Source organism: Stenotrophomonas sp. AC248 (genome assembly GCF_979258185.1).
In genome coordinates, this window is the sequence record NZ_OZ409840.1 from 4394085 (window position 1) to 4417894 (window position 23810).

Consider the following 23810-nt stretch of genomic DNA (forward strand, 5'->3'; position numbering starts at 1 on the left):
CGACGCGTGGGGCATAATCGACCTTCACTTTGTACAAGGACCTCGGCCCATGAAGACCCTGTTGCTGGTTGGCCTGCTCGCGCTGGCCGGTTGTGCCACCACGGGCGGCGGCGGTAAGCCCCCGGTCGATGTAAGCGGTGCCGATGTGTCCAGCAAGACCCTGGCCAACGGCGACACGCTGCAGGAGTACCGCGTGGGTGGCCAGCTGCGGATGGTCAAGGTGACGCCTGCGCAGGGCCCGGCGTTCTACATGTACGACCGCAACGGCGATGGCCGCATGGACAGCGACAAGGACGGCGTGTCGCCGGTGTATTGGAAGCTCTACAGCTGGTGACGGCAGGCGCCCCGCCCGCCACGCGGTTGGAACGCTGCTTGCATCGACAGGTTCTCCGGACTTTGCCTTGTTTCAGTAGATGAATACGCCCGAACGCCGCCAGCCGCCCGACCCCGCCCAGCTGCGGGCCGGGCTCACCGCCGAGCAACGCCAGGCCGTGGAAACGCTGGAACACTTTGGCTGGCACCTGCGCTTCGTGCGCCGCCCGCTGTTCCGCGACCCGATCCCGGTCCTGTTCGACCGCAGCGGCGAACGCTTCGTGGTGCTGCAGCCTGACGGCACCCTGGATGAATCGCAGACGCTGAAGCTGCGGCCGTAGCGGTGAACGCCGGGCTGCGGCCGGTCCACCGCTGCGTGTAATGCCGACCGCTGGCCGGCTCCTCGCAACCTCAACACACCACGGCAATGCCGGCCGCTGGCCGGCTCGTCGGGAAACCCTACCCAACACGGTAGTGCCGGCCGCTGGCCGGCTCCTCGTAAAACCTGGCATGGTCGGGAGCCGGCCAGCGGCCGGCACTACCGGGACGCGGCTATGCGGCGCCGTCCGTCACCGGATCACCAGCACCGGCACGGTGCTGCGCGCCAGCACCTCGGCGGTCTGGCTGCCCAGCAGCACGCGCGTGACGCCGCGGCGGCCATGCGAGGTCATCACGATCAGGTCGCTGTTGCGCTCGACGGCGGTATCGATGATGCCGTCGGCCGCATACCGGTCCAGCACGTGCACCACGTTGGCACGCAGGCCCTGCGCCTCGGCGGTGGCCTTGGCCGGGGCCAGGACCTTCTGCGCGGTCTCTTCGCGGTCGGCCTTGTACTCGGGGCTGTTCATGTAGCCCACGCTCCAGCCCATCGCGTCGTACATGCCCACCGCCCACGGCTCGGACACGGTCACGATGTCGACCTCGGCATTCAGATCCTTGGCCAGTTCCAGGCCTTTGAGCAGGCCCTTTTCAGACAGCTCCGAGCCGTCGGTGGCAATCAGGATTCGCTTGTACATGGCAGGGCTCCTTCCGGTGCAGTGTGGGACCACCATTGCACACCCGGCGTGGAGGCCGCGCCTTGAGCCGGATCAATCGCGCCGGGGCACCACGCGTGCGGGGTTGCCCACCACCGTGGCACCGGCCGCCACGTCGCGGGTGACCACGCTGCCTGCGCCCACCACCGCGTCGTCGCCAATGCTCACGCCGGGCAGCAGGATGGCGCCACCGCCGATCCACACATTGCGCCCGATTCGCACCGGTCGCGCCAGCTCCAATCCCTGCGCCCGCGCCTGCGGGTCACGCGGGTGGTCGGCCGCGTAGATCTGCACTGCCGGGCCGATCTGGGTGCCATCGCCGATGTGCACCTCGGCCACGTCCAGGATCACGCAGTTGTAGTTGAGGAACACCCCGGTGCCCAGGTGGATGTGGCTGCCGTAGTCGCAATGGAACGGCGGGCGGATCACCGTGCCGTCGCCGACCGCGCCGAGGCGCTCGCGCAGCAGCGCACGGCGGACATCCGGCGCCTCGGCCAGGGCGGCGTTGTAGCGCACCATCCAGGCCTTGGCCGCCGCCATCTCGGCCTGCAGCTGCGGGTCGCCCGGCCGGTAGGGGTGGCCAGACAGCATCTTGTCCTTCTCGCTCAGCGCCATGATCGTTCCTGCAATGCGGCTGCTGATGATGCCGGTTCGCCGCGATGCCGGTAAGCCCGCGGCACGCCCGGTTCAGCGCAGGCGCAGCTGCCGCCGCGGTCCGCGCGTGACAACCAGCGTGGCCACCGCCAACGCGACCGCGGTGGCCCAGAACGGCCAGGACGCCAGCAACGCGCACAGGCCATCCGGGCGCGGTTCGCAGCGCAGCCGGACCAGGTCCAGGCCACCGCCGTGTTGCAGGCAGGTGTAGGCATGCTCGAACAGGGCCACGACCGGTGCCACCCAGTCTGCCGACAGCGTCAGCGCAACCAGGACAGCCAACAGGTACGGAGTTCCCTTGTTCATTTGCGCGCTCCCAGCGGACAGCGCCAGACTCTGGTCGCCGCGCCGGACCGCCACAAGCGGCACGCGACGAAGCGGCTGAAATGCGGGATGAGTGCACGGCCATGGCCGACGAGTGGGGGCGCCGGCGCCCGCGGCGGGCGCCCATGCGCCGCCCTACCGTCCGTCGGCGCGTGACTTCCGGCAGTCACCGCAGCCCCACCAGCGCCGTACGGTGGCGGCAACCGGTCCTTCCACACCGGCACCCGGAGCGGCACGATGGCAACGCAGCAGCGGACCGGCCGCCTGGCCGGTGGGGTGTATCTGGTGGTGATCGCCACCGGCATCTTCAGCCTGGCCTATGTGCCCTCCCGGATCAGCGTCGGTGACGATCCCGCCGCCACCGTGGCCAACGTGATCGCGCATGCCGACCTGTTCCGCGCCGGCATCGCCGCCTTCGCGCTGGAGCAGATCGCCTTCCTGCTGCTACCGCTGCTGCTGTATCGCGTGTTCGCTGCAGCACATCGCCCAGCGGCCACGCTGATGGTGGCACTGGCGGTCACCGGAGTACCGATCGCGCTGGCCGCACTTTCCCACCGCCTGGAGGCGGTGACCCTGCTCACCGACCCGGCGCTGGCGCGGGCGCTGTCGGGCGGGCAGCTGCAGATGCTGGCGATGGCCGCGCTGAAAAGCTGGAGCAGCCACATCTTCCTGGCCAGCCTGTTCTGGGGCCTGTGGCTGCTGCCGTTCGGCTGGCTGGTGTGGCGCACGCGCGCCATACCGCGTGTGCTCGGCGTGCTGCTGATGCTCGGCGGCATCGGCTACCTGCTCAACGTGTTCGGCGAGCTGCTGATCCCCGGCTACGCCACGACGGCACTCTCCAACTACGCCACGCTGCCCGCTTCGCTCGGTGAGATCGGCAGCGGCCTGTGGCTGACCCTGTTCGGGGCGCGCGCCCCCGACCTTGTCCCGCCCCGGGTGGCGCGCGCGGTCAACGACTGACCGTCACCCGCCACCCGCCCTCATGCGGCTGCCAGTCGAACTCGACCGGCAGGAATTTCTCGATCAGGCGCGCGTTGCTGGCCAGATGCTCGCTGATCGCCGCGGTGGTGAAGCTGCCGGCCCCGGCCAGCGCCATCGGCAGCAGCAGCTGGTCGGACAGGTGCTCGCCCACGCAGCCGCTGCCCTGCAGGTACTGCTGCACCTGCCCGGCCAGGCGCGCGCCGACCTGCTCGGCCGACACGCCACGCTCGCCGTGCCCGCTGAACACCTCCACGTGTGCGTCGTGACGCACATGTACCAGCGCCACGTTGCCCGGGCCCAGTGCCGGGCGTACCGAGCGCACGTGGCGTGGATGCGGATCCACGCCCAGTGTGTCCGCCAATACCTGCAACTCGCGCAGTCCGATGCTGCTGGACAGGCCGGACATCAACACCGTGGCTTCGATCGACGCCAGGTTGCCGCGGCCCTGAAAGTCGCACGCCTGCAACGCCGCGCATGGCGCGACCTCGACCTGCAGCACCCCGCCACCGGCCGGATGGAAGCCATGCTGGTGCAGTTCCAGCGATGCCTGCACGCCCATTCTGGCCAGCGCTGGCAGGTAGGCATCGGCAATGAAATCGGCGCTGGGCGCCAACGGGTTATGGGTACCGCCTTCCAGCCGCACCCGCGACGGCGCTGCGGCCTGCCACAGCGCCGGCAGAATGGTCTGCAGCACCAGCGTGGCCGAGCCGGCGCTGCCGGTGGCGAACTGGTAGTCGCCCGCGCACACCGGGCCAGGCTCGAAGCGCAGCGAGGTCGCGCCGAGTTGCACGCCCTGCGTGCAGGCGTTGCCCACCCGCGCCGCGGCCGTGACCGCGGTGAGGTGCTGTCGCATCAGGCCGGGGCGACGGCGTTGCGCGCGGATGTCGCGCATCGTGAAGCCAATGCCGGTGCACAGGCTCAAGGTCAACGCCGAGCGCAGCAGTTGCCCGCCGCCCTGGCTGCCATCCAGTTCCATCATGTCCATGTGTGTCGTCCTCCTTGCCGGCGCGCGGCGCAGTGTACGCCGCGCGGCCGGCGGTTCATCCCTTTACGCACACCACCTGGCGCAGCGTATGCACGATCTCGACCAGGTCGCGCTGGGCCTCCATCACCGCTTCGATCGACTTGTAGGCCGCCGGCGACTCGTCCACCACTTCCACGTCCTTGCGGCATTCCACGTGCGCGGTGGCCTTGGCGTGGTCGTCCACGCTGATCAGCTTGCGCGCCTGGGTACGGCTCATCACGCGGCCGGCGCCGTGGCTGCAGCTGTGGAAGCTGTCCTCGTTGCCGAGCCCGCGCACAATGAAACTCTTGGCGCCCATGCTGCCCGGAATGATCCCCATCTCGCCCTTGCGCGCACTCACCGCGCCCTTGCGGGTGAGCATCACGTCCTTGCCGAAGTGGTGCTCGCGGCTCACGTAGTTGTGGTGGCAGTTGACCGCCTCGGCCTGCGCCTCGAACGGCTTGGTGATCACCGTACGCACCGCGGCCACCACGTTGCGCATCATGATCTCGCGGTTCATGCGGGCGAAGCGCTGCGCCCAGTCCACGGCGAACACGTAGTCGCCGTAGTGGGTGCTGCCCTCGGGCAGGTAGGCCAGGTCCTGGTCGGGCAGGTTGATCATCCAGCGACGCATTTCCTGCTTGGCCAGCTCGATGAAGTAGGTGCCGATGGCATTGCCCACGCCACGCGAGCCGGAGTGCAGCATGAACCACACGCGCTGGTCTTCATCCAGGCAGATTTCCACGAAGTGGTTGCCGGTACCCAGCGTGCCCAGGTGCTTGAGGTTGTTGGTGTTCTTCAGCTTGGGGTGGCGCTCGCAGATCAACGCGAAGTCGTCCACCAGCTGGGTCCAGCCGTCCACCGCCAGTTCCGGCGGCGTCTCCCAGCTGCCCTTGTCGCGGCCACGGCCCACGCTGCGGCCGTGCGGCACCGCGCGCTCGATCGCGCTGCGCACCGCCGACAGGTTGTCGGGCAGGTCGCTGGCGGTCAGCGTGGTGCGGGTGGCGATCATGCCGCAGCCGATGTCCACGCCCACGGCCGCCGGGATGATCGCGCCGATGGTGGGCACCACCGAGCCAATGGTGGCGCCCTTGCCCAGGTGCACGTCGGGCATCACCGAGATCCAGCGGTGGATGAAGGGCAGGCGCGCGATGTTCTGCAGCTGCTCGCGCGCCGCATCTTCCAGCGGCACGCCGCGGGTCCACAGCTTGATCGGAACAGCGCCGGGCTGCTGGATGACGTCGTAGGTGATGCTCATGGTTCGTTTCCTTGTTCGATATGCCGGAAGGCGGCGCGGTACAGCGTCCGGCCCGGCCCGGCTGGCCCCATTGCCAGCCGGGCATTGCCCGTGCCGCATCCCTGCGGCGTGCACCTGCGCTGCGATGGGGCCGGTGGGCGGCCCGCATCGCGTCCTGCCGGGGATAGAGCAATCGGCGTGCCAACTTTTTCACTATCTTCCCAAGGGATTGTTTTAAAAGGATTTTCATCAGATTTTTAGCCGTCTGTGCTTCTACCGCAGAGTGGACTTCTATATATTCTCAGCGCGCCTCTTATAAGGATGGATATGGGCAAGCGACAGGTGGTGTTCGGCATGCTCGGTATCCAGCTTGATGCCGGGACCGGTCCAGGCCGCTGGCAGAAGTGGCGGCCGACGGTGGCACTGGGCATGCACGATGACTTCGTGCCCAACCGCATCGAACTGCTGGTGGACGCGCGCCGCTTCGGCACGCTGACCGCGCTGGTCCGCGAGGACCTGGCGCTGACCGCGCCGGAAACCGCGGTGCACGTCCACGACACCTACATGGCCGACCCGTGGGAGTTCGAGGGGGTGTACGCCTGCCTGCACGATTTCCTGGCCGGCTATGCGTTCCAGCCGGACGAGGAGGACTACTACATCCACATCACCACCGGCACGCACGTCAGCCAGATCTGCTGGTTCCTGCTGACCGAGAGCCGGCACTTCCCCGGCCGACTGCTGCAGACGTCGCCGCCGCGCAAGCAGCACGTGGGGGACCCGGGCACGTACGCGGTGATCGACCTGGACCTGTCGCGCTACGACCACATCGCCCAGCGCTTTGCCCAGCAGCAACTGCAGGACCGCGACCTGCTCAAGGGCGGCATCGCCACCCGCAACCCGGCCTTCAACCGGATGATCGAGCAGATCGAAACCGTGGCCACCCGCTCACGCGCGCCGATGCTGCTGATGGGTCCCACCGGCGCCGGCAAGAGCCAGCTGGCCAGGCGCGTGTTCGACCTGAAGAAGCTCAAGCACCAGTTGCCGGGGCGGTTTGTCGAAGTGAACTGCGCCACCCTGCGCGGCGACGGCGCGATGAGCACGTTGTTCGGCCACACCAAGGGCGCCTACACCGGTGCGGTGAGTGACCGCGCCGGCCTGCTGCGGTCGGCCGACAAGGGCCTGCTGTTCCTGGACGAGATCGGCGAGCTGGGCCAGGACGAACAGGCGATGCTGCTGCGTGCGCTGGAAGAAAAGCGCTTCCTGCCGGTGGGCAGCGACCGCGAGGTGGAGAGCGATTTCCAGCTGATCGCCGGCACCAACCGCGACCTGCAGCAGGCCGTGCGCGCGGGCCGCTTCCGCGAGGACCTGCTGGCCCGGCTCAACCTGTGGACCTACCCGTTGCCCGGCCTGGCCGAGCGCCGCGAGGACATCGAACCCAACCTGGACTTCGAGTTGGAACGCTGGTCGCGCGAGCAGCACGAGCGGGTGCGCTTCAATGCGGAGGCGCGCAGCCGTTACTTGGCCTTCGCCACGAGCCCCGACGCCACCTGGCGGGGCAACTTCCGCGACCTGGGCGCGTCGCTGATGCGGCTGGCCACGCTGGCCAACGCCGGGCGCATCCAGACCGATGGGGTGGAAGAAGAGATCGCGCGGTTACGCGCGCAGTGGCATGGCGGCACCGCCGTATCGCCGCTGGACGCGCTGCTGGGTGAGGCTGCTGCCGAACTGGACCGCTTCGACCGCGTGCAGCTTGAGGACGTGGTGCGGGTCTGTGCCCGCTCTGCATCGCTGTCGGCCGCCGGCCGCGAGCTGTTCGCGGTGTCGCGCACGCAGCGGGCCAGCACCAATGATGCGGACCGGCTGCGCAAGTATCTGGCCCGGTTTGGATTGGATTGGGAGCAGGTGCGCGCAGTGTCGCGCGGGGGTGTTGCGCCGTAAACGCCGGGTGCCGACGAGGGGTGGCCGGGTGTGCGAGCAGCCGACCAACGGTCGGCTCTACCCGGGTTGGCGGCCTGCCAACGGTCTGGGACTCGGTAGAGCCGACCGTTGGTCGGCTGAACTGGGAGCAGGTGCACGCGGTTTCGCGCACGGGTGTTGCGCCGTAAACGTCGGGGGCCGACGAGGGGTGGCCGGGTTACGTGCAGCCGACCAACGGTCGGCTTTACCCGGGTTCGGTGCACCGCAGACGACCGACGGTCGGCTCTACCGGGGTTGGCGGCCTACCAACGGTCTGGGGCTCGGTAGAGCCGACCGTTGGTCGGCTGCACTCACACCCGGCACCGTTACACGGTGATCAGGCGATCTTCACTACGCGCGCGCCTTGGCACAGCGGGTAGGTGGCCACCAGGTCGGCGATGCGCTCGCGCAAGGTCTCGAACGACACGCCGTACAGATACAGCGCGGTCTCGGTCGGCCCCTGCCACCAGCTGCAGATCTCGCCCACGCCTTCAATGCGCTCGACGATCTGCTCGAACACATAGTTCGAGTCGCACTGCTCGTAGACCTCATCGGGCAGGTCGGTGCCGTTGAGGTACAGCGCCAGGCCTTCGGTGACGCCGAACGGCTGGTCCGGTTCGCCTGCACGCTGGATCAGCGAGCCCTTCGGCGCGCCCAGCTGTTCCAGTAGTTCGATCACGCCCGGCAGCGAGGCCGGATCGGTCAGGGCAATCTCGATATCGCCGTAGTCCACTTCGCCCTCGTCGGTCAGCGCGGTGCCGCCGCCGGTAAGCTGGCCCAGCTCAGCGCTTTCCAGCAGCGCATCGAGCGGATCCTCGAACAGCTCATGGCGATGCTCGGGTTGCAGCTTGGCATTCAATTTGACGGTGACGTGCAGCGGGGAATCGGTCATGGGGGTGGCCTGTGCCAACGGAATACGCCCCATTGTAGTGCCGGCCGCTGGCCGGCTCCCGATAACAACCGAGCGAAGAGCAGCCGGCCAGCGGCCGGCACTACCGCGGCAGGGCCACCAGCGCCGGCTACAAGACCCGGCGCGTCATCCGTGGCGCGCCGGGCTCAGAGCACGGTGAGGTTGGCGTAGGCCATCACCAGCCACTTGCTGCCGGCATCGGCGAACTCCACCTGCACGCGCGCGTGCTGGCCGTTGCCCTCGTAGTCGGTGACCATGCCTTCGCCGAATTTCGGGTGGTTGACCAGCGCGCCCAGCTTCAGCGGCGGCGCCTCCAGCGCGGCGTGGCCCATCACCCGGTTGGCACCGAGCGAGGCGGTGCGCGAGACCTGCACCTTGGGCCGCACTTCGTTGAGCAGTTCCCGCGGGATCTCGCGCAGGAAGCGCGACGGCACGTTGTAGTTTTCCTGCCCGTGGATGCGCCGCGATTCGGCGTAGCTGAGCACCAGCTTCTGGCGCGCGCGGGTGATGCCCACGTACGCCAGGCGGCGCTCTTCCTCCAACCGCCCGCTTTCTTCGAGCGAGCGTGCGCTCGGGAACAGGCCATCTTCCATGCCGGCCAGGAACACGATCGGGAACTCCAGGCCCTTGGCCGAGTGCAGCGTCATCAGCTGCACGCCCTCCTCGCCCGCCTGGGCCTGGCCTTCGCCGGCCTCCAGCGAGGCGTAGGACAGGAACGCGACCAGTTCGCTCATGGTCTCGCCGGTCTCTTCGATGTCGTCCTCGCGGCGCACGAACCGCGAGGCCACCGACACCAGTTCGTCCAGGTTGTCCGCGCGCGATTCGGAATCCAGCGCGTTGCGGCTTTCCTTGGACCAGTGTTCGCGCAGGCCCGAACGCACCAGCACGTGGTCGATGCGCTCGGCCAGGGTCATCTCGCCGGCTTCGCCATGCAGCTGGTTGACCAGGGTGAGGAAGCCGGCCAGCGCGTTGCGTGCGCGCGCCGCCAGTTCATTGCCCTGGGTGGTGAGCATGGTGGCTTCCCACAGCGAAATCGCGTGGCTGCGCGCCAACCGCCGCACTTCATCCAGGGTGCGGTCGCCGATGCCACGCGTGGGCGTGTTGACCGCGCGCTCGAAGGCGGCGTCGTCGTTGCGGTTGGTCATCAGCCGCAGGTAGGCCAGCGCGTCCTTGATTTCGGCACGCTCGAAGAAGCGCATGCCGCCATATACGCGGTACGGCACCTGCTCGGAGATCAAGGCTTCCTCAAACGCGCGCGACTGCGCGTTGCTGCGGTAAAGCACCGCGGCATCGCCATAGCTGCCGCCGTCGCGCACCCACTGGCGCGCGCGCTCGACCACATAGCGCGCCTCGTCCATTTCGTTGTAGGCCGCGTACAGGTCGATCGGGTCACCGTCGCCGCTGTCGGTCCACAGTTCCTTGCCGATGCGGTCGGGGTTGTGCGCGATCACCGCGTTGGCCGCGCCCAGGATGTTGGCGCTGGAGCGGTAGTTCTGCTCCAGGCGCACGGTCTGTGCGCCGGGGAAATCCTTCAGGAAGCGCTGGACGTTCTCGACCTTGGCGCCGCGCCAGCCGTAGATGGCCTGGTCATCGTCGCCGACCACGAACACGTGGCCGCTGTCGCCGGCCAGCACGCGCACGAAGGCGTACTGGATGGCGTTGGTGTCCTGGAACTCGTCCACCAGGATTTCGCGGAAGCGCGAGCGGTAGTGGGCCAGCAACGCCGGGTTGTCGCGCAGCAGTTCATGCGCGCGCAGCAGCAGCTCGGCGAAGTCGACCAGGCCGGCGCGGTCGCAGCGCTCCTGGTAGGCGATGTACGCCTGGCGCATGGTTTCCAGCCACGCGTCGTGCGGCTCGGGCTGGATGTGCTGCGGGCGACGGCCTTCATCCTTCTGCTCGTTGATCCACCACGCGATCTGCTTGGGCGGGTGCTTGCTGTCGTCGATCTCCAGCTGCTGCACCACGCGCTTGACCAGCCGCAGCTGGTCATCCGAATCGAGCACCTGGAAGCTGTCGGGCAGCTTGGCGTCCTGGTAGTGCAGGCGCAGCAGGCGGTGGGCCAGCCCGTGGAAGGTGCCGATCCACGCGCCACGGCTGCCCTGCGGCAGCTGCAGGTCGATGCGGTGGCGCATCTCGCCGGCGGCCTTGTTGGTGAAGGTCACCGCAAAAATGCCATGGGTGGGCACGCCGCAGACTTCATTCAGCCAGGCGATGCGGTGGATAAGTACGCGGGTCTTGCCGGAACCGGCACCGGCAAGCACCAGATGGTGGCCGGGCGGGGCGGACACAGCTTCGCGCTGGGCGGGGTTGAGCCCGTCGAGCAAGTGGGAGACATCCATCGGGCTATTTTACGCCCTCCGCGCCCTCCCTGCGTCAGGGTTTGCGGCCGGCGGCTTCGTCCTTCAGGCGGGCGTCCAGCTGGGCGCGTCCGTTCTGCGCGTAACGCTCGCAGGCCCCCGCCTCCACCAACGGCGGCGTGCCATCGCCCGCCAGGCGGGCGAACAGATCGCTGCCCAGCGGATGCGGCGTCACGTGGATGTCGCAGGGCAGCGCGGCAAGGGTGTCCAGGCCGCGGCGGAACGCGGCCACCATCTCCGGATGATCCAGGTAGCGGTACTGCGCATCGGAGATGGCGCTGACGCTGTCGGTGTAGGCGATGTCCAGGCAGCGTGCGCCCTCGCAGGAACGCCATGTCCAGCTGGTGCCACCGGGGGTGTGGCCTGGCGTGGCATGCGCGGTCAGCGCCAGCGGGCCAACGCGGACCACCTCGCCGTCGCCGATCACCGCAACGTCGGCCACCGGCGGGAAGGTCCCACCGGGTTCGAGGTACTGCGGGTCGCTGCGGTCGCTCCTGCCCTTGCGCAGCGTGGCTACCGCCGGTGCACGCGCCAGCAGCGGGGCACCGGTGGCCGCCTGCAGGTGGGCCAGGCCGGCGGCATGGTCGGAGTGTTCGTGCGAGTTCAGCAGGTACTTCACCGCGTGCGGATCGAAGCCCAGCGCGCGGATGTTGGCGGCGATCAGGGGACCGGCCGCCGCGGTGCCGCCATCGATCAGCACATGCCCCTGGTCGGAGGTCACCAGCACCGCCGACAGCCCGCAGGTGCCCACATACCACGTGTTGCCGAAGATGCGCCGTGGCGGGGCGCGATCGCTCCAGCCGTCCATGACGCTGGCACCGGCCGGGCAGGCCGGAATGTCATCGACTGCGCTGGTCGCAGGCGTTGCGGCGTTGGCCGGCGCGCCGGATGCGGGGGCATCGGCACTGTCCGCCGGCCGGCAGGCGGCCAGCAGCATGCCCATACCCAGTACGGCGAATACGCGGCGCATCACGGCCGGGGTAACGGGTCCGCGCAGGGCGGTCGGGGCGGAGGTGGGCGTCATGCGCATTCCCGGTCTGAAAGGCAGCAGCCTAGAGCGGTCTGCGCGCCGTCGCCAATGCGAAGATCGAGACAGAGGCATGAGCCCTTTGAATACCTCGCGTCAGCCGGTACCGCGAGGTGTCGCAGCTGGCCCACCTACGCAGGGGGTCAGCCCAGCGCGCGCGCCGCGGCCTGCTGCGCCTGCACCCGCAGCTCCGGAATGGCCAGGCTTTCCCACAGCGTGCCGATGCGCAGGCTGCCCACCACCTGCACACCCGGATGCGGCTGGCCGTTGGCCGCGAGCAGTTCGGCATGCACCACCGAGGTATCCAGCCCCAGGCCGTGCGGGCCTGGCCGGGCGTGGCCGTCGGCCAGCAACTGCTGCACCAGCGGGTTGCGCATGGCGGTGGCGCGGGTTTCCACGCCGGTGGCATTGATCAGCGCGCCCACGCGCAGCGGGGGCAGGCCACCGCCGGCGCCGTGCGCATGCACCTGCAGAGTGCCGTCGAGCACCAGCACGGTATCGAGCCGGGCGCGGTGGCGCTGCAGCTGACCCGACTGTTCCAGCGCGGCCAATTGCGCCTCGACACTTTCGGCGATGCGGTGGCGGTGCACGTCCCAGTACCGCACCACGTGGCGCAGGAAGCGACGCTGGTCGGCGGCCTCCAGACCCCGCCACAGTGCCTGGCCCAGCGGGCGGATGCGATCCATCACGCTCTGCCACGGCAGGCCCTGCGCAACGGCGTCACGGGCGTGGCCGCGCAGCGTGCGCAGCGCCTGCCGCACTGGCAGACCCGGCAGCGCTTGCGGATCGAAACCAGCCGCGCCGCCGTGCGCGTGCGGCAGCGGCAGCAGTGCATGCCGCGACAGCACGTGGATGCGCCCGCGGTGCCCGGCATTGGCCAGCGCCACCACGCTGTCGGCCATGCTCAGGCCCGAGCCGATGATGGCCAGGTCGCCGTCGCCGGCCAACAGGCGCACGCCGTCGTAGTCCCACGCATCGACCACCTTGCCCGGGGGCAGCGCGTCGGCGCCGGTGACCGGCAGCGGGCGCATGCTGTTGCCGCAGGCCAGCACCACCTGGCGTGCCTGCCAGGTGTCGCCACCGGCCAGCGTCAGCTGCTGCGTGGCGGTGCCGGGCTGCAACGCGGTAACCGCATCATGCACCACGTTGAACTGCGCGGGGCTGCTGGCCTGCGCCTGCTCCAGGCGTGCCTGCAGGTAGGCGGCGTAGCAGCGGCGCGGGGCGTATTCGGCGGCTACCGCGTCGCGCGGCAGGCCGGGAAACGCGTCCACTTGCAGCAGGTAGTCCAGGAAATCATCGGGCGCATCGGGCAATGCGCTCATCTTGCCGGCCGGCACGTTGAGCAGGTGCTCGGGCCACGGCGTGGCGTAGGCGATGCCCTGGGCCAGCGCCGAGGCCGGCTCGAACAAAGTGACATGCAGCGCAGCAGTGGCCGTGCGCAGCGCATGCAGCGCCACCAGCACGCCCGCCGCACCGCCGCCGACGATGGCCAGGTCACACTGGCGAGGGATTTGGGTTGCCGTCATGCCCCGATTGTAGGCGATGCGCGCGGTGGCCCCGTGTGGGCCATCGCCGCAGCGCTACATCAGTGCATCGGCCAGCCGCGCGATGCCTTCGCGGCTGCGCCGCCAGGTCGGGCGCTTGCGCCAGCTTTTCAGCTCCAGCTGGCGCGACTGCAGCAGGTAGTCGTTCTCGATATGCAGCAGCTGGGCGACGATGCCGCGGTCATAGCAGAGCATGCCGATTTCCGCGTTGAGCGCGAACGAGCGGATGTCCAGGTTGATCGAGCCGACCAACGCGATGTCCTCGTCCACGGTGAGGTGCTTGGCGTGCAGGAAGCAGGGTTCGTACAGCGCGATGCGCACGCCGCTACGCAGTAGTTCGTCGTAGTAGGCCTCCTGCGCCCAGGCGGTAAGCCGCTGGTTGCTGCTGGCCGACAGGATCAGCTGCACCTGCACGCCCGACAGCGCGGCGATGCGCAGTGCGCTGAGGGTGGCCTCGTCGGGCACGAAGTACGGGGTGACCAGCACGATGCGGCGACGCGCCAGGTGGATCAGCGCGTTGACCGCATCGCGTGCGTTGCTGAAGGGATACGCCGGGCCGCTGGGCAGCAGCTGGGTGGCCACGTCGGCCGAGCACACCGGCACGGCGGTGAGCACATCCAGGCGCTGCCCGGTTTCCATGTACCAGTCGCTGGCGAACACCGCTTCCAGGTGCGCCACGCCCGGGCCGCGTACGCGCGCTACCAGTTCCCTGTTGGGAAAGCCCGGCACGAACTCGGGCTGCGCCAGGTTCTGCGAACCGATGTAGCCCACCCGGTTGTCGATCACCGCGATCTTGCGGTGGTTGCGCAGGTCCATGCGCCCGCTGCGGCGCCAGCGCAGGCCGCCGGGCAGCATCGCGCGGACGTCCACGCCCAGCGCCTGCAGCCGGTGCCGGTAATGGCGCAGCCCGCGCTTGGCGCCCACCGCATCCAGCAGCAGGCGGCAATGCACGCCGCGCGCGGCGGCACGCTGCAACGCCTGCACGATGGCCTCGCCCACCGCGTCGTCGAACATCAGGTAGTACAGCAGGTGCACGCGCTCACGCGCCTGGTCGATGTCGGCGATCAGCGCCTGCAGCGAGGCGTCGTAGTCCACCAGCAGTTCCACGGCGTTGCCATGGATGGGCATGAAGTCGCCCTGGCGTTCGATCAACGGCACGATCTCGGCCGTGGCGGTGTCGGGCTCCGGCGTCCAGCGCAGCGGCGGCTGCAACGCCTGTTCCTCGCGGATCACCTGCGAGGCTTCGGCCTGGCGCTGCACGCGCTGGCGCGACAGCCACGGGTGGCCGAACAGCAGGTACAGCGGCAAGCCGAGCAGCGGCACGAAGCCAACCAGCAGCAGCCAGCTGCGCGCGGCACCGGGCGTGGTGCGGCTGGGAATCCACAACAGCGCGGCCAGCCGGATCAGCCAATCCAGCATCAACAACCACGAACCCAGCAGCCACTCGAACAGCATCGCGTCGCCCGTCGGGAGGTAGGCCGGCATTCTGACATGGCCGGTGCATGCACCCGGTAGTGCCGGCCGCCGGCCGGCTCCTCGTCACTTCGTCAGGAGACCCATAGAGCCTGCCATCGGAAAAGATGCTTCTCCCAATGGAGAGGAGCGCCTCGTTTCGAGGGACGTAGCAGGTTACGCAGGGTGCAACGTGCGTGGTCGGGTTGTGGAGGCGCCGGTTTGGATCGGGTGGCGTCTCCGATCGGGTCTGTCGCGCGCGTGAGGGCCCCGCAACGGCCGGTAGGCCCCTGGCGCAAATGTCCCCCGGCCGCGTGGCGGCCTCCTCCTTTATTTTGCCCAGAAGCCTACCGGCCGCTGCGGGGCTCGGCGTGCGGTAAGCAACGGGACGCCAGGCTTTTCCGGGGCCTGTGGGTGGGTTGGGCGCTGGCCCCCCATGCCCTTGGAGGCGAAATAAAGGAGGAGGGGGCGGCCGCAGGCCGACGCCGGGGGACATTCGCCGGAAAGGGTCTGGGGGGCCAGCGCCCAACCCACCCACAGGCCGCGCCTGAAAAGGTGCACAGCGCGCTTGGTGCTCGCCAAGCGGACGAGAGAAAGAACCAAAAAAAAACCCGCCACGAGGGCGGGTTTTTTCTTGGGGAAGCTCAAGTACCCTTGCGGATTACTTGATCTTGCCTTCCTTGTACAGGACGTGCTTGCGCACGACCGGATCGTACTTCAGGAATTCCATCTTCCCGGGGGTGTTCTTCTTGTTCTTGTCCGTCGTGTAGAAGTGGCCAGTGTTGGCCGTCGAAATCAGACGGATCTTATCGCGCTTGCCTGCCATGATCGTTTACTCCTCAGACCTTTTCGCCGCGCGAACGCAGCTCAGCCAGAACGGAGTCGATACCGTTCTTGTCGATGGTGCGCAGGGCATGCGCGGAAACACGAAGCTTGACCCAGCGGTTTTCGCTGGCAACCCAGAAGCGGCGCTCGTGCAGGTTGGGCAGGAAACGACGACGGGTCTTGTTGTTGGCGTGCGAGACGTTGTTACCCGTCTGCACTCGCTTGCCGGAAACTTGGCATACGCGGGACATTGCGCACCTCGATGAAAGTAGTTGTCAGCCCATAGCCCGGGCGACGGCGGCCTCGACGGTTTCCCGCCACACGTCATGAGAATCAAAGGGTTACGCTGTCGAGGGCAGACCGGATGACGTGTTCCCGGCCGCCGATCCAGAGCTTTCTGGACACAGCGAGCCGCGCATTATGCCGCAGGCCGTGGGCTGGCGCAAGTTGTCCACAGGGCCATGGCGGCCCCCGGTGCCGGGCCGATCCGCCGTGTTCGCATGGCCACCCGCGGGCGACGGCGATACTGGCCGCCCTTTTCCCCTGGACCCCTCGATGCGGCTGCTGGCACTTACCTACGGCACCGAAGGCGACACCCGCCCGCTGGTCATGCTCTGCCACGGCCTGATGGCCGCCGGACACGAGGTGATGCTGCTGGCCGAGGGCGGCACCCTGGGCAGCGCGCGCGCCTTGGGCGTGCCGCACGCCGCGCTGGAGGGCGACATCCACGACGAGGTGGTGGCGCTGGTGTCGCGCGGCAACAACACGCTGGCCGCCTCGCGCGGACTGGCCCGGATGGCGCGCCGGCACGTGCCGGCGTGGACCCGGCAGGCCGATGCGGCCGCCGCCGGGTGCGATGCGGTGCTGACCGGTGGGTTGGCCGCCTTCGTGGGCATGACCGTGGCCGAGCGGCATGGCCTGCCCGCGATCGGGCTGGGCATGATCCCGCTGACGCCCACCGCCGCCTTCCCGTCCCCGTTCCTGCCCCGGCTGCCCCTGCCCGGTGCGCTGAACCGGCTCAGCTACGGGCTGGTCAACCAGGCGGTCTGGCGCACCTTCCGGCAGCCGATCAACCAGGCCCGGCACGCGCTGGGCATGCCACCGCGACGCAGCCTCTGGCGCGATCTGCCGATGCTCTACGGCATCTCGCCCAGCCTGCTGCCGCAACCGGCGGACTGGCCCGCCAACCATCGCATCTGCGGCCAGTGGCGCCTGCCGGACAGCCCGTGGCAACCGCCACCGGACCTGCAGGCCTTCCTCGATGCCGGTCCCGCCCCGGTGTACCTGGGCTTTGGCAGCATGACCGGCTTTGATCGCGACCGCGTGCTGCCGGCGCTGCTGGGCGCACTGGCGCCCCGCCGGGTGCTGCTGTTCCCTGGCTGGGCGGGGCTGCCCAGCATGCCCCTGCCCGCGCACGTGTTCGTGATCGGGCCGACCCCGCACGAGGCGCTGTTCCCGCGCTGCGCGCTGGTGATCCACCACGGCGGCAGCGGCACCACGCATTCGGCCTGCCGGGCCGGGGTGCCATCGCTGGTGATGCCATTCGCGGCCGACCAGTTTTTCTGGGCGGCGCGCTTGCAGGCGTTGGGCGTGGCGCCGGCGGCGTTGTCGCCGAAGCGGTTGGACGCAAGGACGCTGGCGAAAGCGTTGGCGTTCGTTGAAGCCCCCGGCACCCGGGCCCGGGCGGTCACACTGGGAGAGGCGATGGCCGAGGAATGCGGCGTAGATGAGGCCATCACGCGGCTCGAACAATGGCTGCCCTGGGAACATTAACCAAGACGTTCGGGTGGTTTTACACGCCGTCGGCCACATGGCATGATTCCCTTCAAGCGCTGCTGATCGGGACCTGGCAACAGGAAAGTAGTGCTGCGAAGACCGGCATGGCCCGGACTTTCCTCAGCCTTTGGCGGGATAGGCGCAAGCCGACGCGATACACAAGCACCGAGAACGAAATCTGAAAGCGCCCCAGAGATGGGGCGCTTTTTTCGTTCAGGGCCTGGAGATTCCAAGCTTGCTGGCGAGCACCTTGGTGACGCGAAACACGCCATGTCCGTGTGGCAGGACCTGACCGTGCCAATTGCGGTTGTAGGCACTGGCAACCCAGATGTGGGCGCGGTTGGGTTCTGCTCGCCGCGTTATACGGGTCCAGATGATGTCACCGTGGCCCATGTCGGTGCAGAAGTACTGCTCACGTGCCTCACCACGAACCTGACGCACCTGCCGACGGACGGATGCGTCGAAGAACGCACCGCGCATGAAATGCGCCACATCGTGACTCAACTGGTAGCGATCCAGACAAAAGTAGCGTTCTTCGGTGTGATGTGGAAACCGCGGCCCCCTGCCTTTTTGATCGGTGAATAGATGAAAGCTGAACATCACGTCCACCTCGACGATCGAACCGTGCACAACAATCGAAAGCGTAAATGGATCGAGATGTGAGAGGTCATATACCCGCGTGCCGACCGTGAACTTCCCGTATGACACCTGGTGCACTCCATGCGCAGCTCTTCCTGGACGGCATTGATGATAGCGGCGCGGATCAGCACACAAGTGCGCTCGACGTCGCATCGTGGTGCATCCTGCTGACGTCATGCCTGCCCGTCAGTGCGCGACAGGCATGACGTTGCATGCCTGCCGCAGGGTGCATCACCCGACCAACGGTCGGGTGCTACCGGGGGAGCGGTGTCGCATCGGCTTTGCGGTGCAACCACCGATACAACACAGGCAGCACCAGCAACGTCAGCAGCGTGGACGACACGATGCCGCCGATCACCACCGTGGCCAGCGGGCGTTGCACTTCCGAACCGGCGCCCACGTTGAAGGCCATCGGCACGAAGCCCAGCGAGGCCACCAGTGCGGTCATCAGCACCGGGCGCAGCCGCCCCAGTGCGCCGTCGCGCACGGCATCGGCCAGCGGCAATCCGCCCTCGCGCAGGCTGCGCACGAAGCTGATCATCACCAGCCCGTTGAGTACCGCCACGCCGGACAACGCGATGAAGCCGACACCGGCCGAGATCGACAGCGGAATGCCGCGCGCGGCCAGCGCCAGCACGCCGCCGGTCAACGCCAGCGGCACGCCGCTGAACACGATCGCCGCGTCCTTGACCGACCCGAACGCCCAGAACAGCAGCGCGAAGATGATCGCCAGCGTCACCGGCACCACGATGGACAGGCGCTGGCTGGCCGAAATCAGCTGTTCGAAGCTGCCGCCGTACTCGATCCAGTACCCGTTGGGCACCTGCACGTCGCGCCCGATGGCCTGCTGCAGGTCGGTTACGAAACTGCCGAGGTCGCGGTCACGCACGTTGGCGGTGACCACGATGCGGCGCTTGCCGTTTTCGCGGTTGATCTGGTTCGGCCCCTCGCTGTTGCCCAGCGTGGCCAGCTCGCGCAGCGGCACGGTGCGGGCGCTGCCGCTGGTCCAGCTGCCTGCGCGGCTGGACTCGTCGGCATCATCGCCGGCCAGTGCCGGGGCCAGCGACACCGGCAGGTCGGCCAGTGCGGCCGGGTCCTGGCGCAGCGCTTCGGGCAGGCGCACCACGATGTCGAAGCGGCGGTCGCCTTCGAAGAGCTGCCCGGCCACCTGCCCGCCCACCGCGGTAGCCACGGTGGACTGCACCTGGCCGGGATTGAGCCCGTAACCGGCCAGCGCGGTACGGTTGGGGGTGATGGTCAGCAACGGCAGCCCACTGGTTTCCTCCACGCGCACGTCGGCCGCACCCGGTACGGTGCCCGCCACGCTGGCGATGCGCTTGCCCACGCTCAGCAGCGTGTCCAGGTCATCACCGAACAGCATCACCGCCACGTCCGCCCGCACGCCGGAAATCAGCTCGTTGGTGCGCATCTGGATCGGCTGGGTGAACTCGTAGTTGTTGCCCGGCAACTGCTCCACCGCCGCTTCCAGTTCACCCAGCAACGCCGCCCGTGACTTGCGCGGGTCCGGCCAGTCCTTGCGCGGTTTCATCATGATGAAGGTGTCGGCCACCGACGGCGGCATCGGGTCGGACGCCACTTCCGGCGTACCGATCTTGGAGAACACCTTGTCGACCTCGGCGAACTGCACCAGCCGTTTTTCGATCTGCAGCTGCATCTGGATCGACTGGGTCAGGCTGGTGCCGGGGATGCGCATGGCATGCATGGCCACGTCGCCCTCGTCCAGGTTGGGCACGAATTCGCTGCCCAGGCGCGTGGCCAGCAGGCCGCAGCCCACCACCAGCACCAGCGCGCCGCCCACCATCCAGCGCCCGCGCCGCAGCGAGAAGGCCAACAGCGGCTCATAGCGCCGGCGCACCCACGCCATCAGCCGGTTTTCCTTTTCCTGCACGCGGCCGCCGAGGAACAACGCGACGGCCGCCGGCACGAAGGTCAGCGCCAGCAGCATCGCACCGGTCAGCGCGAGCACCACGGTGATCGCCATCGGGTGGAACATTTTTCCTTCCACGCCAGACAGCGCGAAGATCGGCAGGTACACCGCGGTGATGATGCCCAGCCCGAACAGGCTGGGGCGGATCACCTCGGCGGTGGCGCTGGCGGTTTCGGCGAAGCGTTCGGCGGCGGTCATGTCGCGGCCCAGCGCGTGCTGGCGTTCGCCGAAACGGCGCAGGCAGTTCTCGATGATGATCACCGCGCCGTCAACGATCAGGCCGAAGTCAAGCGCGCCCAGGCTCATCAGGTTGGCCGACACCCCACCGCGTGCCATGCCGGTCAGGGTGAACAGCATCGCCAGCGGAATCACCGCGGCGGTGATCAGCGCCGCGCGGAAATTGCCGAGCAGCGCGAACAGCACCACGATCACCAGCAGCGCACCTTCAATCAGGTTCTTGGCCACGGTGTCGATGGTGCGGTCCACCAGCGCGGTGCGATCGTAGCTGGCGGTCACGGTGACGCCTTCGGGCAGGCTGGCCTGCGCCTGCTGCAGCCGTGCGGCGGCGGCCTGGGCCACGTCGCGGCTGTTGGCGCCGATCAGCATCACCACCGTGCCCATCACGACTTCGTGGCCGTTCTGGGTGGCCGCGCCACTGCGCAGCTCCGGGCCGTCCTGCACCTGCGCCACGTCGTGCACGTGGATCGGCACGCCTTCGCGCCGGGCCAGCACGATGTTGCCGATCTCCTCCAGGTTGGCCACCTGGCCCGGAATGCGCACCAGGAACTGCTGGCCGTTGCGCTCGATGTAGCCGGCGCCCACGTTCTGGTTGTTGGCTTCCACCGCCTGCGCCACGTCCTCCAGGGTGAAGCCCAGCGCGCGCAGGCGTGCCGGGTCCGGGGTGATGTGCACCTGGCGCTGGAAGCCGCCGATGGTGTTGACCTCGGTCACCCCCGGCACGTTGCGCAGCTGCGGGCGGATCACCCAGTCCTGCAGGGTGCGCAGGTCGGTGGCGGTGTAGGCGCTGCCATCGGGTTTGCGCGCCTTCGGATCGGCGTCGATGGTGTACATGAAGATCTCACCGAGGCCGGTGGAGATCGGGCCCAGCTGCGGGTCCAGCCCCTCGGGGATCTGCGACTTCACCTGCTGCAGGCGTTCGGCCACCTGCTGGCGGGCGAAGTAGATGTCGGTGCCGTCTTCAAATACCACGGTGACCTGCGACAACCCGTAGCGCGACAGCGAGCGTGCCTGTTCCATGCGCGGCAGGCCGGCCATCACCGTTTCCACCGGGTAGGTGATGCGTTGTTCGGTTTCCAGCGGCGAGTAGCCGGGGGCCGCGGTGTTGATCTGCACCTGGACGTTGGTGATGTCCGGGGTGGCGTCGATGGGCAGCTTGGTGAAGCTCCAGATGCCGACCGCCACCAGCACCAGGGTCAGGCTCATCATCAGCCAGCGGTGGGCGATGGACGCACCGATGATGCGTTCCAGCACACCGGCGCGTTCAATGCTCATGCGACGCCCCCGCCTTGCCGATGTCGGCCTTCACCACGTAGCTCTGCTCGACCACGACCTGTTCGCCGGGCGTTACCCCGTCCAGCACTTCGACCTTGCCCGCATCGCGCGCGCCCAGGCGCACCGGGCGCGCGGTGTAGGTGTCGCCGGTGCGCACGAACACCACGTCCTTGCCGCCCATGCTCTGCAGCGCGCTAAGCGGCACCACCTGCGCGGCCGGTTGGGCTGGCCACCACGATGCGTGCCTTCACCGCCGCACCGGGCCGCCACAGGCCATCGTCATTGCGCAGCGTGGCGCGGGCCACCGTGCTCTGGCTGGCGGTGGCGGTGCCGGGCAGCACGCGTTCGAGCGTGGTGGTCTGGCTGACCCCGTCGGTCATGCGCGCCACCGTGACCGGCACGCCGGCGGTGATGTGCTGGGTGTCGTTGCCGAAGATGTGCAGGTCCACCCACAACGTGGACAGGTCGCCGATCTCGAACAACGGCGTGCCCTCGCCCGCCACGCCGCCCACCTGGGCCTGGCGCGCCAGCACCACGCCACTGATCGGCGCGCTGACGGTGTAGGTGGTGAGGCTGAGATTGCTTTCGATGCTGGCCAGCACCTGGCCAGCCGCGACGCGGTCGCCGACGTTGGCGCGCAGCGAGCGGATCGGCCCGGGGAAGCGCGCCATCACCTGCGCCACGCGACCATCGACGGGCGTCAGCAGGCCCTGCACGTCGTGCTCGTCGGCGATGGTGCCCGCTGCGACCGGGGCGACGCGGATGCCGGCCTGTTCGGCCATCGCAGCGGTGATGGTGGTGGTTTCCGGCGCGCTTTCGTCATGCGCGTCCTCGTCATGCGCCGCCTCGTCGCTGTGCCCGGCCTCGCCGTGGCCCGGATCGGCCGCGGCCGGGGTGCCGGCCTCCTTCGCGCAGCCGGCCAGGGCCAGCAGGGTGAGCAGCAGGCCGGCGGTGAGCGCGGTGCGGGGGAAGAAAGTGGTCATCGGCGGTCCTCCGTGGACACGGCGGCAGTGGCGGGGGTGTCGCCGGCGGCGAGCATGCTCTGCCCGGTGAGACGCTGGATTTCGATCAGTGCGGTCTGCGCGGCGATGGCCGCGTCCAGCTGGCGCTGGCGGGCCTCGATGCGCATGGCCTGCAGCTGCGCCCATTCCATGTAGCTGATGGCACCGGCGCGCCAGGCCTTCTCGGCGGCGTTCTCGGCACGCGTGAGCTGCGGCAGCACGTCGCGCGCCATGCGCGTGACCTCCAGCCGCGAGGTCAGGTAGCGGCCATGGGCTTCGGCCAGGGTGGCGTACAGCTGCAGCGCGCGCGCATCCCGTTCCACCGCGTTGAGCGCCAGTTCGGCTTCGGCGGCGCGGATCTCCGGCGCGGCGCGGGCCACGCTGCCCAGCGGCACGCTGAAGCCGGCCACGAAGGCGCTGTCACGGCTCTCACGGTTGTTGCGAACGCCCACCTGCCAGCTGACATCCGGCCGCGCGGCAGTGCGGGCCAGCTGCACCTGCGCCTCGCGGATGCGGCGCTCGCCGGCCAGCATGGCCAGCTCAGGGGTGCGCTGCAGTGTGTCGGCCAGCACGGCGAAGTCCTGCAGCGCCGGCAGCTGCATCGGGTCGCCCGTGACGACGTCGAAGCCGGGCTCGCGCTGCCGCCACATCGCCGACAACGCGGCACGCGCGGACTGGTCGGCCTGGGTGGCGCGGTCGCGGTCCAGCTCGGCCTGGGCCAGCATTGCCTGGGCGGTCAGCAGCACCGATTCGGGCGACGCACCGGCCTGCAGCCGCAGGCGCGCGGCCGCCACCGCGCGCTTGCGCTGCTCGATGTCGGTGCGGGCGATGGCCAGCCGCTGGCGGGCGTCGGTGACAGCGAGATAGCGGCGTGCCACCTCGGCCATCAGGTCCAGCCGGGCGGTTTCGCGCTGGGGAGCCAGGCTGTCCAGGTTGGCCTGGGCCACGGCACGGCGGGCGTCCAGCTTGCCGCCGCGTTCGAGCATGCCGGCCAGGGTGACGGTCAGCTCGGCGCTGCGCAGGCCGCTGGCATCGCCGCTGCCCAGCACGTTCTCAAGGTCCACGCCCACGGTCAGTGGCGGGCGCAGCCCGGCCGCGTCCCGGCGCGCTTCCCAGATCGGGCGTTGCGCCTCGGCCAGGCGAAGGTCGGGGTGGTACTGGGCGACGCGCGCGATGGCGTCGTCGAGGGTCAACGGGTCAGGCGTTTTCGTGCCCTGCGCATACACGCACGGCACGAACGCGAGGACAGCCAAGGCTGCCAGGCGCATCCACATGGGGAATCTCCAGATAACGGTTCAGATGGACAACGGCGGCGCGG

20 protein-coding genes and 1 pseudogene are annotated in these 23810 nt (G+C 68.9%); 5 read left to right on the top strand and 16 right to left on the bottom strand.

Going from position 1 to position 23810, the window contains the following annotated elements:
• The first annotated feature begins 49 nt into the window (after window positions 1-49).
• A complete protein-coding gene (locus tag ACZ0AE_RS19685) occupies window positions 50-334 on the top strand; it encodes a DUF2782 domain-containing protein (protein WP_038685510.1) in 285 nt (94 codons plus the stop codon).
• A gap of 79 nt (window positions 335-413) precedes the next feature.
• Entirely contained in the window at window positions 414-653 is a 240-nt protein-coding gene (locus ACZ0AE_RS19690) for a hypothetical protein (RefSeq protein WP_448134739.1), read from the top strand.
• A gap of 228 nt (window positions 654-881) precedes the next feature.
• On the opposite strand, the gene ACZ0AE_RS19695 is transcribed toward ACZ0AE_RS19690, so the two are convergent.
• The 3 genes from ACZ0AE_RS19695 to ACZ0AE_RS19705 all read right to left on the bottom strand — a co-directional run bounded on the left by ACZ0AE_RS19695 (window position 882) and on the right by ACZ0AE_RS19705 (window position 2306).
• Entirely contained in the window at window positions 882-1328 is a 447-nt protein-coding gene (locus ACZ0AE_RS19695; RefSeq protein WP_038685506.1) for a universal stress protein, read from the bottom strand.
• A gap of 72 nt (window positions 1329-1400) precedes the next feature.
• Complete coding sequence (locus ACZ0AE_RS19700) at window positions 1401-1961, bottom strand: sugar O-acetyltransferase (RefSeq protein WP_463601963.1); 561 nt, start codon at window positions 1959-1961, stop codon at window positions 1401-1403.
• Window positions 1962-2033: 72 nt separating this feature from the next.
• The gene (locus ACZ0AE_RS19705) at window positions 2034-2306 is read right to left on the bottom strand and encodes a hypothetical protein (RefSeq protein ID WP_463601964.1); all 273 of its coding nucleotides are present in this window, start codon (window positions 2304-2306) and stop codon (window positions 2034-2036) included.
• A 255-nt stretch (window positions 2307-2561) separates the two neighbouring features.
• Here ACZ0AE_RS19705 and ACZ0AE_RS19710 point away from each other — a divergent pair, with 255 nt between their 5' ends.
• Window positions 2562-3284, top strand: a complete 723-nt coding sequence (locus ACZ0AE_RS19710) for a DUF4386 domain-containing protein (RefSeq protein ID WP_463601965.1) — start codon at window positions 2562-2564, stop codon at window positions 3282-3284.
• Here ACZ0AE_RS19710 and rtcA read toward each other — a convergent pair.
• Together rtcA and ACZ0AE_RS19720 are read right to left on the bottom strand one after the other, a co-directional pair.
• Window positions 3274-4290, bottom strand: a complete 1017-nt coding sequence (gene rtcA / locus ACZ0AE_RS19715; protein WP_463601966.1) for an RNA 3'-terminal phosphate cyclase — start codon at window positions 4288-4290, stop codon at window positions 3274-3276. The two genes, ACZ0AE_RS19710 and rtcA, sit on opposite strands and share 11 nt — an antisense overlap.
• A 55-nt stretch (window positions 4291-4345) precedes the next feature.
• Complete coding sequence (locus tag ACZ0AE_RS19720) at window positions 4346-5566, bottom strand: RtcB family protein (protein WP_141058862.1); 1221 nt, start codon at window positions 5564-5566, stop codon at window positions 4346-4348.
• 306 nt (window positions 5567-5872) lie between these two features.
• Here ACZ0AE_RS19720 and rtcR point away from each other — a divergent pair, with 306 nt between their 5' ends.
• On the top strand, window positions 5873-7483 hold the full coding sequence (rtcR, locus tag ACZ0AE_RS19725; RefSeq protein ID WP_463601967.1) for an RNA repair transcriptional activator RtcR: 1611 nt from the start codon (window positions 5873-5875) through the stop codon (window positions 7481-7483).
• A 355-nt stretch (window positions 7484-7838) separates the two neighbouring features.
• Here rtcR and ACZ0AE_RS19730 read toward each other — a convergent pair whose 3' ends face one another.
• The 7 genes from ACZ0AE_RS19730 to rpmB form a co-directional block, all read right to left on the bottom strand.
• Entirely contained in the window at window positions 7839-8393 is a 555-nt protein-coding gene (locus ACZ0AE_RS19730) for a hypothetical protein (protein ID WP_038685497.1), read from the bottom strand.
• 164 nt (window positions 8394-8557) lie between these two features.
• Complete coding sequence (gene uvrD / locus ACZ0AE_RS19735; RefSeq protein ID WP_038685491.1) at window positions 8558-10750, bottom strand: DNA helicase II; 2193 nt, start codon at window positions 10748-10750, stop codon at window positions 8558-8560.
• 34 nt (window positions 10751-10784) lie between these two features.
• Window positions 10785-11792 carry a subclass B3 metallo-beta-lactamase gene (gene bla / locus ACZ0AE_RS19740; protein ID WP_463601968.1) on the bottom strand — a complete coding sequence of 336 codons (1008 nt, stop codon included), beginning with the start codon at window positions 11790-11792 and terminating at the stop codon, window positions 10785-10787.
• A 146-nt stretch (window positions 11793-11938) separates the two neighbouring features.
• Complete coding sequence (locus ACZ0AE_RS19745; protein ID WP_463602119.1) at window positions 11939-13339, bottom strand: FAD/NAD(P)-binding protein; 1401 nt, start codon at window positions 13337-13339, stop codon at window positions 11939-11941.
• A 36-nt stretch (window positions 13340-13375) separates the two neighbouring features.
• Window positions 13376-14794, bottom strand: a complete 1419-nt coding sequence (gene cls / locus ACZ0AE_RS19750) for a cardiolipin synthase (protein ID WP_038691644.1) — start codon at window positions 14792-14794, stop codon at window positions 13376-13378.
• Window positions 14795-15452: 658 nt separating this feature from the next.
• The gene (gene rpmG / locus ACZ0AE_RS19755) at window positions 15453-15620 is read right to left on the bottom strand and encodes a 50S ribosomal protein L33 (RefSeq protein ID WP_172407465.1); all 168 of its coding nucleotides are present in this window, start codon (window positions 15618-15620) and stop codon (window positions 15453-15455) included.
• A gap of 10 nt (window positions 15621-15630) precedes the next feature.
• Complete coding sequence (gene rpmB, locus ACZ0AE_RS19760; protein ID WP_019185625.1) at window positions 15631-15867, bottom strand: 50S ribosomal protein L28; 237 nt, start codon at window positions 15865-15867, stop codon at window positions 15631-15633.
• 304 nt (window positions 15868-16171) lie between these two features.
• Between rpmB and ACZ0AE_RS19765 the strand changes: the two genes are divergently transcribed.
• Window positions 16172-17389 (top strand): glycosyltransferase, encoded by a 1218-nt coding sequence (locus ACZ0AE_RS19765; protein ID WP_463601969.1) that lies wholly within the window; start codon window positions 16172-16174, stop codon window positions 17387-17389.
• Window positions 17390-17605: 216 nt separating this feature from the next.
• On the opposite strand, the gene ACZ0AE_RS19770 is transcribed toward ACZ0AE_RS19765, so the two are convergent.
• The 4 genes and pseudogenes from ACZ0AE_RS19770 to ACZ0AE_RS19785 all read right to left on the bottom strand — a co-directional run bounded on the left by ACZ0AE_RS19770 (window position 17606) and on the right by ACZ0AE_RS19785 (window position 23766).
• Window positions 17606-18100 (bottom strand): hypothetical protein, encoded by a 495-nt coding sequence (locus ACZ0AE_RS19770; protein WP_448134747.1) that lies wholly within the window; start codon window positions 18098-18100, stop codon window positions 17606-17608.
• Window positions 18101-18284: 184 nt separating this feature from the next.
• On the bottom strand, window positions 18285-21491 hold the full coding sequence (locus ACZ0AE_RS19775; RefSeq protein WP_463601970.1) for an efflux RND transporter permease subunit: 3207 nt from the start codon (window positions 21489-21491) through the stop codon (window positions 18285-18287).
• Window positions 21481-22474: pseudogene (locus ACZ0AE_RS19780) on the bottom strand (efflux RND transporter periplasmic adaptor subunit). Before ACZ0AE_RS19780 ends, ACZ0AE_RS19775 begins: the two are co-directional and overlap by 11 nt.
• Complete coding sequence (locus tag ACZ0AE_RS19785; protein ID WP_038685479.1) at window positions 22471-23766, bottom strand: TolC family protein; 1296 nt, start codon at window positions 23764-23766, stop codon at window positions 22471-22473. Before ACZ0AE_RS19785 ends, ACZ0AE_RS19780 begins: the two are co-directional and overlap by 4 nt.
• Window positions 23767-23810 lie beyond the last annotated feature (44 nt).

What these genes read in the sequence shown, in the direction of transcription:
- cls (WP_038691644.1), bottom strand. Translation starts at nt 14,794, where the DNA reads ATGCTGTTCGAGTGGCTGCTGGGTTCGTGGTTGTTGATGCTGGATTGG.
- rpmB (WP_019185625.1), bottom strand. Translation starts at nt 15,867, where the DNA reads ATGTCCCGCGTATGCCAAGTTTCCGGCAAGCGAGTGCAGACGGGTAAC.
- ACZ0AE_RS19710 (WP_463601965.1), top strand. Translation starts at nt 2,562, where the DNA reads ATGGCAACGCAGCAGCGGACCGGCCGCCTGGCCGGTGGGGTGTATCTG.
- ACZ0AE_RS19720 (WP_141058862.1), bottom strand. Translation starts at nt 5,566, where the DNA reads ATGAGCATCACCTACGACGTCATCCAGCAGCCCGGCGCTGTTCCGATC.
- bla (WP_463601968.1), bottom strand. Translation starts at nt 11,792, where the DNA reads ATGACGCCCACCTCCGCCCCGACCGCCCTGCGCGGACCCGTTACCCCG.
- ACZ0AE_RS19695 (WP_038685506.1), bottom strand. Translation starts at nt 1,328, where the DNA reads ATGTACAAGCGAATCCTGATTGCCACCGACGGCTCGGAGCTGTCTGAA.
- ACZ0AE_RS19730 (WP_038685497.1), bottom strand. Translation starts at nt 8,393, where the DNA reads ATGACCGATTCCCCGCTGCACGTCACCGTCAAATTGAATGCCAAGCTG.
- ACZ0AE_RS19705 (WP_463601964.1), bottom strand. Translation starts at nt 2,306, where the DNA reads ATGAACAAGGGAACTCCGTACCTGTTGGCTGTCCTGGTTGCGCTGACG.
- rtcA (WP_463601966.1), bottom strand. Translation starts at nt 4,290, where the DNA reads ATGGACATGATGGAACTGGATGGCAGCCAGGGCGGCGGGCAACTGCTG.
- ACZ0AE_RS19775 (WP_463601970.1), bottom strand. Translation starts at nt 21,491, where the DNA reads ATGAGCATTGAACGCGCCGGTGTGCTGGAACGCATCATCGGTGCGTCC.
- ACZ0AE_RS19785 (WP_038685479.1), bottom strand. Translation starts at nt 23,766, where the DNA reads ATGTGGATGCGCCTGGCAGCCTTGGCTGTCCTCGCGTTCGTGCCGTGC.
- ACZ0AE_RS19690 (WP_448134739.1), top strand. Translation starts at nt 414, where the DNA reads ATGAATACGCCCGAACGCCGCCAGCCGCCCGACCCCGCCCAGCTGCGG.
- rtcR (WP_463601967.1), top strand. Translation starts at nt 5,873, where the DNA reads ATGGGCAAGCGACAGGTGGTGTTCGGCATGCTCGGTATCCAGCTTGAT.
- ACZ0AE_RS19765 (WP_463601969.1), top strand. Translation starts at nt 16,172, where the DNA reads ATGCGGCTGCTGGCACTTACCTACGGCACCGAAGGCGACACCCGCCCG.
- ACZ0AE_RS19700 (WP_463601963.1), bottom strand. Translation starts at nt 1,961, where the DNA reads ATGGCGCTGAGCGAGAAGGACAAGATGCTGTCTGGCCACCCCTACCGG.
- ACZ0AE_RS19685 (WP_038685510.1), top strand. Translation starts at nt 50, where the DNA reads ATGAAGACCCTGTTGCTGGTTGGCCTGCTCGCGCTGGCCGGTTGTGCC.
- uvrD (WP_038685491.1), bottom strand. Translation starts at nt 10,750, where the DNA reads ATGGATGTCTCCCACTTGCTCGACGGGCTCAACCCCGCCCAGCGCGAA.